The 12,031-nt window shown below is 75.1% G+C and carries 13 protein-coding genes and 1 tRNA gene; 12 read left to right on the forward strand and 2 right to left on the reverse strand.

Annotated features, from left to right (window positions below):
- The 4 genes from ALMP_RS25780 to ALMP_RS25795 form a co-directional block, all read left to right on the forward strand.
- On the forward strand, positions 1 to 205 hold a 205-nt coding region (locus ALMP_RS25780), incomplete at its 5' end, for a hypothetical protein (RefSeq protein WP_264932264.1).
- A 45-nt stretch (positions 206 to 250) separates the two neighbouring features.
- Positions 251 to 394, forward strand: a complete 144-nt coding sequence (locus ALMP_RS25785) for a hypothetical protein (protein WP_264932266.1) — start codon at positions 251 to 253, stop codon at positions 392 to 394.
- A gap of 173 nt (positions 395 to 567) precedes the next feature.
- Positions 568 to 864 carry a type II toxin-antitoxin system VapB family antitoxin gene (locus ALMP_RS25790; RefSeq protein WP_004943146.1) on the forward strand — a complete coding sequence of 99 codons (297 nt, stop codon included), beginning with the start codon at positions 568 to 570 and terminating at the stop codon, positions 862 to 864.
- A 130-nt stretch (positions 865 to 994) separates the two neighbouring features.
- Positions 995 to 1,615 (forward strand): LytR C-terminal domain-containing protein, encoded by a 621-nt coding sequence (locus ALMP_RS25795; protein WP_264932892.1) that lies wholly within the window; start codon positions 995 to 997, stop codon positions 1,613 to 1,615.
- 64 nt (positions 1,616 to 1,679) lie between these two features.
- Here ALMP_RS25795 and upp read toward each other — a convergent pair whose 3' ends face one another.
- A complete protein-coding gene (upp, locus tag ALMP_RS25800; protein ID WP_264932298.1) occupies positions 1,680 to 2,315 on the reverse strand; it encodes a uracil phosphoribosyltransferase in 636 nt (211 codons plus the stop codon).
- A 137-nt stretch (positions 2,316 to 2,452) separates the two neighbouring features.
- Here upp and ALMP_RS25805 point away from each other — a divergent pair, with 137 nt between their 5' ends.
- From ALMP_RS25805 to ALMP_RS25830, 6 genes are all read left to right on the forward strand, one after another.
- Positions 2,453 to 2,647 (forward strand): hypothetical protein, encoded by a 195-nt coding sequence (locus ALMP_RS25805; protein ID WP_264932300.1) that lies wholly within the window; start codon positions 2,453 to 2,455, stop codon positions 2,645 to 2,647.
- A 332-nt stretch (positions 2,648 to 2,979) separates the two neighbouring features.
- The gene (locus ALMP_RS25810; RefSeq protein WP_264932893.1) at positions 2,980 to 3,504 is read left to right on the forward strand and encodes a hypothetical protein; all 525 of its coding nucleotides are present in this window, start codon (positions 2,980 to 2,982) and stop codon (positions 3,502 to 3,504) included.
- A gap of 65 nt (positions 3,505 to 3,569) precedes the next feature.
- Complete coding sequence (tadA, locus tag ALMP_RS25815) at positions 3,570 to 4,001, forward strand: tRNA adenosine(34) deaminase TadA (protein ID WP_264932302.1); 432 nt, start codon at positions 3,570 to 3,572, stop codon at positions 3,999 to 4,001.
- Between the two features lie 66 nt (positions 4,002 to 4,067).
- Positions 4,068 to 4,152 (forward strand) — tRNA-Ser (locus tag ALMP_RS25820).
- Positions 4,153 to 4,323: 171 nt separating this feature from the next.
- A complete protein-coding gene (locus ALMP_RS25825; protein WP_264932304.1) occupies positions 4,324 to 5,103 on the forward strand; it encodes a hypothetical protein in 780 nt (259 codons plus the stop codon).
- A 154-nt stretch (positions 5,104 to 5,257) separates the two neighbouring features.
- Positions 5,258 to 5,407, forward strand: coding sequence for a hypothetical protein (locus tag ALMP_RS25830; RefSeq protein ID WP_264932306.1), 150 nt, complete (start codon positions 5,258 to 5,260; stop codon positions 5,405 to 5,407).
- 62 nt (positions 5,408 to 5,469) lie between these two features.
- Here ALMP_RS25830 and ALMP_RS25835 read toward each other — a convergent pair whose 3' ends face one another.
- Positions 5,470 to 8,601 carry an AfsR/SARP family transcriptional regulator gene (locus tag ALMP_RS25835; RefSeq protein ID WP_264932308.1) on the reverse strand — a complete coding sequence of 1,044 codons (3,132 nt, stop codon included), beginning with the start codon at positions 8,599 to 8,601 and terminating at the stop codon, positions 5,470 to 5,472.
- 264 nt (positions 8,602 to 8,865) lie between these two features.
- Here ALMP_RS25835 and ALMP_RS25840 point away from each other — a divergent pair, with 264 nt between their 5' ends.
- Together ALMP_RS25840 and ALMP_RS25845 are read left to right on the forward strand one after the other, a co-directional pair.
- Entirely contained in the window at positions 8,866 to 10,275 is a 1,410-nt protein-coding gene (locus ALMP_RS25840; protein ID WP_264932310.1) for an XRE family transcriptional regulator, read from the forward strand.
- Positions 10,276 to 10,289: 14 nt separating this feature from the next.
- Positions 10,290 to 11,936 (forward strand): DUF885 family protein, encoded by a 1,647-nt coding sequence (locus ALMP_RS25845; RefSeq protein ID WP_264932312.1) that lies wholly within the window; start codon positions 10,290 to 10,292, stop codon positions 11,934 to 11,936.
- Positions 11,937 to 12,031 lie beyond the last annotated feature (95 nt).

Genomic DNA, 12,031 nt, shown 5'->3' on the forward strand with positions numbered 1-12,031 from the left:
CCCGCCGCCCGTCGTCGCCGCCGAGACCTGCGAGTACGACGCCCTCGACACGGCCCTGCGCGCCCCGGCCGGCGGCGCCCGCCGCACCCTCGCGCCCCCACGCCCGGCACCCCGCCCGGCAAGGGCCACCCGCGCCGTCCCGCCCGCGCCGCCCCGGCCGGCCCACCCCCTCGACGCCCCGCGCACGATGGTCCTGCGCTGCTGACGGACGCCCCTCCCCCGTCCCTCAGCACTCACGCAAGGAACATCCATGACCACAGATCCTTACGCCGTCCTGCGCGCCCTGGTGCGCGCGGAGGCGGCCCGCAGCGCGCCGAAGCCGCAGGGGACGACCGCGGCCGAGCAGCAGACGGCGCGGCCGGCCGTCCGCCCGGACAGCGACCGCCGTCGCTGACACGCCGACGGAGGAGACGGGCCGCCGTCTCCTCCGCCACCCCCCGCGGCGGCCCGCGGGCGCCGCGCCATGGCCCCCTCCCTCCCGTTTGTACATGTTCATGGCATCTTTTCCGGCGCCGCACTCCGGCGCCATGGCTGCGCCCGGAACGTCTGGACCGGTAGGCTTTCCGTGTGATCTTCAAGCGCATCGGAAACGGCCGGCCGTACCCCGACCACGGCCGGGAAAGCACCCGGCAGTGGGCGGACGTCGCGCCGCGCCCGGTCCGCCTCGATCAGCTGGTGACCACCAAGCAGCAGCTCGACCTGGAAACACTGCTCGCCGAGGACTCGACGTTCTACGGCGACCTCTTCGCGCACGTCGTGAAGTGGCAGGGCGACCTCTACCTGGAGGACGGGCTGCACCGCGCGGTGCGGGCGGCGCTCCAGCAGCGGCAGGTACTGCACGCGCGCGTGCTCGAACTGGACTGAGCCCCGCGGCCCCCGCCGACCACGTGTTGGCCCTTTCGGGTTCTCCTGGGCACCGCCGAATGATCATCTAGTAGGCACGGCCGTCCGGGAGCACTACGCTGCGCCCATGAGCATGCTGACTCCCCCCGGCATGGGCGGCAAGTACCGGATCACGGGGGACAAATACCCCCGCATGCGCCCGCACCGGCGGCGCGGTCGGCTGGTCGTCGCGGTCGCCGCCTGCGGTGCCGTGCTCGGCGTGGCCGGCTGGGGCGTCTGGCAGCTCATCGATGTCTTCACGGGCGGCGGCGGCACGGCCTCGGCGGCCGGCGCCGGCACCTCCTGCCGGACGAAGGCGAGCCCCGCGACCAAGGCCTCGCCCGCGGTCGCCGTACCCAGGCCCGCGCAGATCACCGTGAACGTCTTCAACGCCACGACCCGCGCCGGGCTCGCCAAGACCACGGCGGACGAGCTGCGCCGACGCGGGTTCGCCATCGGCGAGGTGGGCAACGCGAACAAGCAGTACGACAAGAAGGTCGCCGGGGCGGGGATCCTGCTGGGCCCCGCCGCCTCGCTGAACGGCTCGCTGCCGGTGCTCGCCACCCAGCTGCCCGCCGCGGAGCGGCGCACGGACGCCGCGCGCAAGGGGGCGGCGGTGGACCTGATCCTGGGCAACGGCTTCAAGGCGCTGGCACCGCAGGCCGCGGCCGCCAAGTCCCTGACGGCCCTCGCGGCCCCCAAGCCGACGACGACGGCACACAGGGGCTGCTAGGCCCTGTCGTTCGGATCATCCCGGCGCCGACGAGGGCTGTGGGCTCCGGCCGGGGGTGGGGGAACTACTCGGCCGCCCCGTAGAGGCGGTCGCCCGCGTCGCCCAGGCCCGGGACGATGTAGCCGTGTTCGTTGAGGTGGTGATCGACGGCGGCCGTCACCACGGTGACCGGGGTGCCCGCCAGTTCGCGTTCCATGATCTCGACGCCCTCGGGGGCGGCCAGCAGGACCACCGCGGTGACGTCGTCGGCGCCGCGCTTGATCAGCTCGCGGATCGCCGCGACCAGCGTGCCACCGGTGGCCAGCATCGGGTCCAGGACGTACACCTGACGGCCGGACAGGTCCTCCGGCATGCGCGTGGCGTACGTGGAGGCCTCGAGCGTCTCCTCGTTGCGGATCATGCCCAGGAAGCCCACCTCGGCGGTCGGCAGCAGCCGGACCATGCCGTCCAGCATGCCCAGGCCGGCCCGCAGGATCGGCACGACCAGGGGGCGCGGGTGGGAGAGCTTGACGCCGGTCGTCGCGGCGACCGGGGTCCTGATGTCGACCGTCTCGGTGCGCACGTCACGCGTGGCCTCGTAGGCGAGCAGGGTGACCAGCTCGTCGGCGAGACGACGGAAGGTCGCGGAGTCCGTGCGCTGGTCGCGCAGCGTGGTGAGCTTGTGGGCGACCAGGGGGTGGTCGACGACGTGGAGACGCATGTCCACAACAGTAACCGGGCCCGACCGGCCCGGCGTCCGCACACACGGTGAACCCGTCCCCCTCGGTTGAGCCGTTCGCTGGCATCAAACCCCCCGTCGGAGGGAAGGTGGTCAGGACGGACCGGGGTGGTGGACGTATGCCTGACCTGCCAGACCGCGCGGCGCCGGACACGGACGAGCCGCCGGAGACGGATGCCGAGCGGCGTCGGCGACGCGCCCAGTTCCTGCGCGAACTGGCCGAGGCCCGCGAACTGCGCGACCGGGTCCAGCCGCGCCGCGCCAAGACCGCTCGGCTGCGACACGCGATGCGCATGCGCACCTTCCGCTGGTAGCGCCCACCCCTCACCGCACCGGGAACACACGGCAGACGCGGGAAGATCACCGACATCACGGGCGTTGCGAGGGGTGGGCGTGCGTGGACGCACCACAAAGCCGCGTACGATCCGCAGGTGGCGGCAACGAGTGCGCTGGTGAAGTTGGGCACGGACCTCCGCACGGAACCGCGATCAAAACCACCGGACACAGGGAGCCGAAGACGTCCCCTGAACGCCTTGTTTCTGCCACGATTCCGAGTGGGTGGGGCTCGGAGCACAGCTCTCTCCGCCCGTAACCTCCGCCGGGGGGACCCCCAACCGGCACGCCTATGACCAGTGGGAGAGTCACGGTGTACTTCGCCGCACTGCTCGCGCGCACCGAAGACGGGTGGGAAGCGAGCGACACAGAGCTCGACGATGTGGAGACCCTGTCGGATCTGGCCGACCTGGCCCGGGAAGCCTCTCCCGAAGAGGACACGGTGCTCGTGCTGATCGAGCAGGAGGACTCATGGTTCGGCGTGGTCCGCGTCGACGGTGAGGACGACCCCCGCATCTTCGTCTCCGATGCCGCCGCCGCCGCCCGTAGTTCGTACGGCGAGATCCTGCTCACCGACGAACTGCTCGGCAGGGACTCCGAGGCCGGTGACGACGACCTGGACGCCCTCGACCTCGACGGCACCGAGGACGGCGAGGACGAGGACGCCGACGAGGACGCGGGCACGGCCGAGGCCGTGCCGCACGGCCCGGTCGGCGACGCCGCCATCCTCGACGACCTCGGCGTCAGCGAGAAGGAACTGAAGTCGCTGACCGAGGACGCGCTCACCGAGATCGCCGAGGCCCTGGGCGCCTCGGAGGTCCTGGAGACCGTCCGCTGACCGCACCGCCGCCACGCACCGACGACCGGCCCGCCGACCCCGTACGGGACCCCTGGCGGGCCGCGATGCGGCGCGCCCTGGACGAGGCGCGCGAGGCCGCCCGTGGCGGGGACGTCCCCGTCGGCGCCGTCGTACTGGCCGCCGACGGCAAGACCGTGCTCGCGGCCGGGCACAACGAACGCGAGGCCGTCGGCGACCCGACGGCCCACGCCGAGGTGCTCGCCGTCCGGCGGGCCGCCGAGCGGCTCGGCGAGTGGCGGCTGACCGGCTGCACGCTCGTCGTGACGCTGGAGCCGTGCACGATGTGCGCGGGCGCGCTCGTCCAGGCCCGCGTCGACCGGGTCGTCTACGGCGCCCGCGACGACAAGGCGGGCGCGGCCGGCTCCCTGTGGGACGTCGTCCGCGACCGCCGGCTCAACCACCGCCCCGAGGTGATCGAGGGCGTGCTCGCCGAGGACTGCGCCCGGCTGCTCACCGACTTCTTCCGCTCCCGCTGATCCCGCGCGCGGCCCGGCCGCATATCGATTACCAACCACGCCCCGGCGTCCTGTAAGGTCTCCCTCGGTAGCGTGTCCGAGCGGCCGAAGGAGCTCGCCTCGAAAGCGAGTGTGGCGCAAGTCACCGAGGGTTCAAATCCCTCCGCTACCGCTGACAACACCCCCTGAACCGTGGCAACACGGCGCAGGGGGTGTTCTGCGTTCGCTGGTGGGAACGGACCGGGAGGTGAACGGGAAGGGTCCGCGGGAGCGTGGCGGCGTTCGAGCGGATCGGCGGGAGAGAGAGGCCGTGGCGAGCGTTGCGGAACGGATGCTGTTGGTGATGCCTGGGGACGGGCTCGTGCGGTCGGCCGTGGCCGCCGGGTTCGACCTGTGGGCGGTGATGCGGCCCGGGGAGCCGTTGCCGGACGCGGTCCGGGTGGAGCGGGTGTTCGTCGCGGGGCCGGCCGCGGTCACCGACGGCACCCTGCACTCCCTGCTCACCGGCCTCGTACGGCGCTTCGGGATCGGGCAGCTGGTGTGCGGCCCGGGCGCCGGGGACGACGTACGGGGTGTCGTACGGCGGGTGCGGCGGGAGCGGGACGGGGTGCTGTGGCGGGACCCGGCCGCCGAGCGGCTGAGGGATCCCGTGGCCCTGCGGCGGCTGCTGCGCGGCGGGACCCTGCCGCCGGTGCGGGCCGAGGAGGCCCTCGGCATCGCCCAGGCGTGCGCGGCGGTCGACCGGATCGGGGTGCCCGCGGTCATCAAGTCCAGACACGAGGACGGGCGTTGGGGCGGGCCGGCGTTCGTGCGGGACGCGGAGTCGCTCGCGCTGTGGGCGAAGGCCGCCGTCGACGGGCCGCATCTGGTCGAGGAGCTGCTCGTGGGGCCCCGCTACCGGGTGCAGACGCTGTCGCTGGGCGGGATGCACCACGTGGTGAGCGTGGTGCGGGAAGGGCCCGGGGCGGTGACCGGAGTGGGAGCCGACGAGGTGTCCCGGGTCCGGTCCTGTGTGCGGGAGCTGCTCGACCTCGCCGGGTTCGCGGGGGGCGCCATGCGGACCGACGCCGTCCTCACCCCGACCGGGGCCCGGATCGCGAGCTGCGCGGACGGCGGGCTCTGAGCTGCGACGACGGCGTCCCGCGCGGGGCGGCGACGGTTCCCGGCAGGGTGGGAACGAGAAGGGATCGGATCGGGAACCGCCGCCGGAAACATCGGCCGTGTCGAGAGCGGGCAGCACTGCCGGCCACCGCCAACTACTTCTGGGGGACGGGAACATGCGCACCAAGGCAGCGGGACTCATCGGGATCTTCGCGGCACTCGCCCTGGCGCTGGGACTGGGACCGGCGGTGGACCTCACGGACGCTCCGGCGGGGGGCCGCCAGGTCCTGGCCAGCGATGTCGGGCCGCACACGCCGAAGCCGTGAGCCCCACGGCGTGAGATGTCGGAACGCCCCGCCCGGGACCCCGGGCGGGGCGTTCCGCGTGCTCAGCGTTGCGCCGGGGGGTGGTCCAGGTGCAGGCGGGTCAGCAGGTCGTCGGCCGCGGCGGCGTGGGTGGGGGCCGTGGCGTGGCCGAGTGCCCGTTCGGCGGCCGCCAGGCCGGACAGGGCGTGCCACTCCTCCGCGCGCAGCCGGGCCGCCGTCGCGCTGCGGTGGGCCTGCTCGTGCAGGGCGCGGGCGGTCTCGAAGTCGCCCGCGTGGAAGTGGAAGCGGGCGACGATGTTCTGCGTCTTGGCGCGGCGCAGCGGGGCGTCGGTCTCGGCGGCGAGGGTGAGGGCGCGGGCGGCGTGGCCGTGGCCGGTCGCCGGGTCGCCGAGGAGCTGGGCGACCCGGGCGGACAGGGCGAGCAGCAGGGCCGTGTCGCCGGCCGGGACCCGCTCGTCGCACAGCGCGCGGGCCCGGGCCAGGGTCTCGCCGGCGGCGCCGTTCTCACCCAGGCCGACCTCGGCGAACGCCAGGTCCGTCAGGGACGTCACCTGGTTGTTGAGGTAGCCGAGGCGCAGTGAGATGCCGGCGGCCTCCCGGGCGGCGTCGGCGGCCTCGGCGTGCCGGCCCTGCTCCTCGTAGACCGTGCTGAGGGTGCACAGGACGTCCGCCTGGTTGCGTTCGGCGCCCAGTTCCCGGGCCAGCTCCAGGGAGCGGCGCAGGTGGAAGAGGGCGGGGTCGTAGCCGGCGCGGGTGGCGTGCAGGATGCCGAGGACGCTGTCGGCGTGCGCCTCGGTGAGCCGGTTGCCCGACGTCACGGCCACCTCGCGGGCCTCGGTGACGGTCTCGATGCCCTCCTCCAGCAGGCCGAGCTTCCAGCAGGCGACGCCCAGGTTGGACAGGGCGCTGCTGAGCAGCCACAGGTCGCCGGTGCGACGGGCGGCGGCCGCGGCGGTGCGGGCGACCGCCGCGTACTCGGTGAAGTGGCCGCGGGCGTTGAGGTGGAAGACGAGGTTGCGGGCGAGGACGGCGGCGTACCGGTCCAGGCCCCGGCCGTAGGCGAGGGAGGTCGCCGCGATGAGTCCCTCGTGCTCCAGGGTGAACCAGCCGCGGGCCGCGGCGGCGTCGGCCAGCGGCGGGAGTTCCCCGTCGTACGGCGGGAGTTCCGTCGGGTGCTGTTTGCGGCCCGGGAAGAGAGCCCGGCAGGCGGCCTCGGTGGTGGAGACGTAGTAGCCGAGGAGGCGTTCGGCGACGGCCGCCGTCTCCTCCTGCGGGGTGGGCAGCTCGCGGGCGAAGCTGCGCACCAGGTCGTGGAAGGTGTACTGGCCGATGTCGGGCTGCTGGAGCAGGTGGACGTCGAGCAGGTGCTCCAGGAGGTCCTCCGCGTCGAACAGGTCCAGGCCGAGCAGGGCGGCCGCGGCGTGCGGGTCGATCCGGGCGCCGGGGTGCAGGGCGAGCAGCCGGAACGCGGTGCGGTGGCGTTCGGTCATCGCCAGGTAGGACAGGCGCAGGGTGGCGGCGACGCCCCGTTCGCCGGAGGTCAGCTCCACCATCCGGCGGGTCTCGTCGCGCAGCCGGTCCACCAGGTACGCCAGCGTCCAGCGGGGGCGGTTGCGCAGCCGGGCGGTGGCGATGCGCAGGGCCAGGGGCAGGTGGCCGCAGCGTTCGGCGAGTTCGGCGGCGGCCTCGGGTTCGGCGGCGACCCGGTCCGCGCCGAGCGTCTCCGCGACCAGCTCGGCGCTGTCCTGCGGGGGCAGCAGACCGAGGGAGAGCCAGGCGGCGCCGTCCAGGTCGACCAGGCGGGCCCGGCTGGTGATCAGGACCAGGCAGCCGGGGGCGGAGGTGAGCAGGGGGCGCAGCTGGGCGGCGTCGACGGCGTTGTCCAGCAGGAGCAGCACACGGCGGCCGGTGAGGCGGGAACGCCACAGGGCGGCGCGGCTCGGGAGGTCCTGCGGGATGCGCTCGCCGGGCGTGCCGAGCATGCGCAGCAGCACGTCCAGCGCGTTCTCCGGGCGCATCGGCTCCTCGCCCGGGGTGAAGCCGCGCAGGTCGAGGTGGAGCTGGCCGTCGGGGTAGTCGGGGGCGAGCTGGTGGGCGGCGCGGACGGCGAGGGAGGTCTTGCCGGTGCCGCCCATGCCGTCGATGGCGACGATACGGGCGCGCTGCTCGCGGGCGGGGGCGGTGGGCGTACTGGCGAGTTCGACGATCCGGGTGAGTTCGGTGCGGCGGCCGGTGAAGTCGGAGAGGTCGTAGGGGAGGGTGCAGGGGGCCTCCGGCGGGAGCGGGGCGGTGTCGTCCTCGGCGGGGTCACCGGCCTCGCGCAGTGACGGTTCTGCAGAGGTGGCGGGGGGCGCGGGAACACGCCCGGGAGCAGGTGCGGGTGCCGGGTGCAGGTCCGGGCTGTCGCGCAGGATGTCCTCGTACAGCTTCGACAGGTGGGGGCCGGGGTCGACGCCGAGTTCCTCGACCAGCAGGGTCCGTACCCGGCCGTACTCCTCCAGCGCCTCCGCCTGCCGGCCCGAGCGGTACAGGGCGAGCATCAGCTGGCCGCGCAGCGTCTCGCGCAGGGGGTGCGCGGCGACGAGGTCGCGCAGGTCGGCGACGAGGGCGTTGCCCTCTCCGCGCGTCAACCGCAGCGCGAACAGCTGCTCGGCGGCGGTGACGCGGCGTTCGTCCAGGACGGCGGCGGCCGCGTCGATCACGGCCCCGCCGGCGCCGGCCAGCACCCGGCCGCGCCACAGGGCGAGCGCGGCGGACAGCTCCCGTACGGCGTCCTCGGCGCGGCCCGCCGTCTCGGCGGCGGTGGTGGAGCGCAGGTGGGCGTTGAACTCCAGCAGGTCGAGACGCACGCCGGTGAGGGCGGCGCGGTAGCCGGGGCCGTCGGTGACGATGATCTCGCTGCCGCCGGGGAGGCGGCGGCGCAGGTCGGCGACGGCCTTGCGGACCTGGTGGCCGGCGGTGGCCGGCGGGTTGTCCTCCCAGGCGGCCTCGACGAGCCGGGAGACGGGGACGAGGCGGCCGGGTTCCAGCAGGAGCATCGCGAGGACGCGTTCCTGGATGGTGCCGCCGAGGCGCAGGCGGGTGCCGTTCGACCAGCCCTCCAGCGGGCCGAGGAGCAGTAAGGCCAGGCCCTGGCCGGACACCTCGCGCGACACGGCTCTGCGCTCGCTGTTCCCCACGTCCGTCACTGCCATCGGCTCCCCCCGCCCCCAGCGTCCGGCACCCCTTACCGGGACCTGGGCCGTCGGGATCATAAGCGCTGGGCTAGCGGAACGGTACGGGGAGCGACGAAACGGTCGGAGTTGTCACCTCGGGACGATCCACCGCGGGTCCCACGAGTCGGCGGCGGTGAGCCGCCCCACCGCGGGACCCGGGCGGGAGGGATTCGGGAACGGACGCCGGGACGGTGGGGCGGCAGGCAGGAGATGGCGGCACCCGGAGGAACAAGGAGCATCAGCGTGGGCAGACCGGAGAAACCGCTGGCGCAGGACGCCGGACCGGCCACCGCCTTCGCCCGGGAGCTGCGCCGGCTCCGGGCCGCGGCGGGCTCCCCCAGTTACCGCGAGCTGGCGAAGCGGGCGCTGTTCTCCGCTTCGGTGCTCTCGGACGCGGCGGCCGGCCACCGGCTGCCGACCCTCCAGGTGGCGCTCGCCTTCGCGGAGGCGTGCGGCGGGGACCGTACCGTCTGGGAGCGGCGCTGGCGGGAGGCCGCGCGGTCGGCGGGCGACGAGGCGCAGCCGGCCGCCAAGGCCGTGCACCAGGTGCAGGAGGGGCAGTTGCGGGCCGCCGCCGTGCGGGCCGTGCTGCCCACCCCCGCCCAGTTGCCGATGCAGCGGCGCGCGCTCGCCGGGCGGGGACCGCAGCTCGGCCGGGCGCGGGTGCTGACCGCCCTCGGCGAGGGGGCCGTGCCGCCGCTGCTGATCCACGGGCAGGCCGGGGTCGGCACGTCGGCGCTCGCGCTGCGGCTGGCCCGCGAGCTGGCGGCCGACCTGCCGGACGGGCAGTTGTACGTCTGCCTCGACCCGGCCGCCGACGGCCGCAAGGACGCGCCGGGCATCGCGGGCGGACTGCTGCGGGCGCTCGGCATCGCGCCGGAGCACATCCCCGACGATCCCGCGCAGCGCGTGGGCCTGTACCGGTCGGTGCTGCACGAGCGGCGGCTGCTGGTGGTGTTCGACGGCGTGCGACAGGAACGGCAGGTGCGGGAGCTGCTGCTGGCCGCGCCGCACAGCCGGATCGTGCTCACCGCCCGTTCCCGGCTGCTCGGGCTGGACGGCGTACGGCGGCTGCCGCTGCCCGTCCTGGAGCGCGACGAGTCGATGGAGCTGCTCGGCGGGGTCCTCGGCCGGGACCGGCTCGCCTCGGCGCCCCGGGCCGGGCTGCTGCTCGCCGAGGCGTGCGGCGACCTGCCCCTCGCCCTCACCCTCGCCGCCCGCCGCCTGGCCGCCCGCCCGGAGGCCCTGCTCGCCGAGGCGGTCGCGGAACTCGTCGCCGGGGACGGGCTGTGCGCCCGGCTGCGGGCCGGGGACGAGAGTCTCACCGAGCGCTACCAGGACGCCTACCACCGCCTCACCCCCTGGGCCCGCCTGGCGCTGCGGCAGTTCGCGGCGTCGGACGCGCCGCCGTCCGTGGACACGGTCGCCCACGCGTGCGTGACCTCCCTCGCCCGCTCCCTGGAGCGGGCCGCCGAACCCGTCGAGGACCTCCTGGAGACCCTCGTCGACAGCGGGCTGCTGGCGCGGACCGACGTGGCCGGGCAGTACGGACTCCCGCCGCTGGTACGGCAGTTCGCCCGGGCGCAGGCCGATCCGACCGTCGGCGAACCGCAGCCCCCCGTATCGCGGCGGCAAGCCGTCCCCGCGTCCTGAACAGGAGCCGATCCATGACAGCAACCCCCGTCACCGCCCTCGCCGAGGAGACCGTCGGCGTCATCGCCGCCGAGGATCCGCTGGACGACGCGCTCGAAGGGTGCCTGGAGATCGTCGGACGGCTCGCGGACCCGTCCGAGGAGGCGCAGGCCGCGCTGCGGGAGCGGGCGCTGCGGCTCGCCGCGCGGGCGGAGCACACGCCCGTCGCGGACGCCGAGGAGGAGGTGACCCGGGCCGTGGTCGTCCAGCAGGCGCGGGCCGTCGCCGACCGGCTCGGGACCCGGCTGATCGAGCACACCGTCGCCGACTACCAGAACTCACCGATCGGCCGACTGCTCGGTTCCCTGCCCGAGGTGCGGCCCGCGGGAACGGAACAGGAACTCGGTCATCTGGAGCGGCTGGCCGGCCTGCCCGGCTACCTCGCGAAGGCCGCCGAACGGCACCGCGCGGGCCTGGCCGCCGGCCGGCTGCCGGTGGCCGAGCGGGTGCGGACGGCCGTGGCGCGGCTGGACGCCCACCTCGCGGACCCGGCCGGCGACCCACTGCGGGCCGTACCGCTGGACGCGCGGCACCACGGTGAGCGGGACCGGCTGATCGACGAGCGGGTACGGCCGGCGTTCGCCGCCTACCGGGAGGTGCTGCGCACCGAACTCGCCCCGCACGGGCGGCCCCAGGAGCGGCCCGGACTGTGCCACCTGCCGGACGGGGAGGAGCACTACGCCACCCTGGCCCGCGTCCACACCACCACCGACCGCTCCCCCAAGGAGCTGCACGACGTCGGCGTGGAGCTGCTGGCGCGGCTGGAGGAGGAGTACGTCGGGATCGGGGCGCGGGCGTTCGGGCCAGGGCTGAGCGCGGCCGAGGTGCGCGAACGGTTGCGCACCGACACCCGGCTGCGCTGGAGCGGCGCCGAGGAGATGCTCTCCGTGGCCCGTACGGCGATCGCGCGGGCCGAGCTGGCCGCGCCCCGCCGGTTCGGGCGGCTGCCGGACACGCCGTGCGCGCTGGACGGCCGGGAGGTGCCGGGGGCGCCGCAGGCCTGGTACATGCCGGCCGCGCTGGACGGCTCACGGCCGGGTACCTACCACGCCAACACCGAGCGGGTCACGGAGCGTTCCCGGGTGCTGGCGGAGGCCACCGCCTTCCACGAGGCGGTGCCCGGCCACCATGTGCAGCTCTCCCTCGCGCAGGAACCGACCGGGCTGCCCCGGCTGCGCCGCATCGCGTGGATCAACGCCTACATCGAGGGCTGGGGGCTGTACGCGGAGCGCCTCGCGGACGAGATGGGCCTGTACTCGGGGCCGTTGGCCCGGCTGGGCATGCTGGCGATGGACTCGCTGCGCGCCGCCCGGCTGGTCGTCGACACCGGCCTGCACCAGTTCGGCTGGAGCCGGGAGCAGGCGGTGGGCTTCCTGCGCGAGCACACCGTCCTCGCGGAGGTCGAGATCGGCAACGAGACCGACCGGTACATCGAGTGGCCCGGGCAGGCGCTGTCGTACATGACCGGGCGGCTGGAGATCCAGCGGCTGCGGTCGCGGGCGGCGCGGGAGCTGGGACCGGCCTTCGACGTGCGGGGCTTCCACGACCTGGTGCTGGGCAGCGGGTCGCTGCCGCTGGACGTGCTGGACCAGGTGGTCGCCCGGTGGACGGCGGGTCGCTGAGCCGTCACGCGAGGAGCGGGGCAGGTGAAGGGGCGGGGGGGGGGGGGGGGGGGCCCCCCCCCCCCCCCCCCCCCCCCCCCCCCCCCCCCCCCCCC

The organism is Streptomyces sp. A012304 (assembly GCF_026008495.1).
GTDB lineage: Bacteria > Actinomycetota > Actinomycetes > Streptomycetales > Streptomycetaceae > Streptomyces.

Bases quoted from the DNA above. Each gene is read 5' to 3' on its own strand.
- ALMP_RS25830 (WP_264932306.1), top strand. From the start codon at position 5,258: ATGCGCACCAAGGCAGCGGGACTCATCGGGATCTTCGCGGCACTCGCC.
- ALMP_RS25845 (WP_264932312.1), top strand. From the start codon at position 10,290: ATGACAGCAACCCCCGTCACCGCCCTCGCCGAGGAGACCGTCGGCGTC.
- ALMP_RS25835 (WP_264932308.1), bottom strand. From the start codon at position 8,601: ATGGCAGTGACGGACGTGGGGAACAGCGAGCGCAGAGCCGTGTCGCGC.
- ALMP_RS25785 (WP_264932266.1), top strand. From the start codon at position 251: ATGACCACAGATCCTTACGCCGTCCTGCGCGCCCTGGTGCGCGCGGAG.
- ALMP_RS25795 (WP_264932892.1), top strand. From the start codon at position 995: ATGGGCGGCAAGTACCGGATCACGGGGGACAAATACCCCCGCATGCGC.
- ALMP_RS25805 (WP_264932300.1), top strand. From the start codon at position 2,453: ATGCCTGACCTGCCAGACCGCGCGGCGCCGGACACGGACGAGCCGCCG.
- upp (WP_264932298.1), bottom strand. From the start codon at position 2,315: ATGCGTCTCCACGTCGTCGACCACCCCCTGGTCGCCCACAAGCTCACC.
- ALMP_RS25825 (WP_264932304.1), top strand. From the start codon at position 4,324: ATGCCTGGGGACGGGCTCGTGCGGTCGGCCGTGGCCGCCGGGTTCGAC.
- tadA (WP_264932302.1), top strand. From the start codon at position 3,570: ATGCGGCGCGCCCTGGACGAGGCGCGCGAGGCCGCCCGTGGCGGGGAC.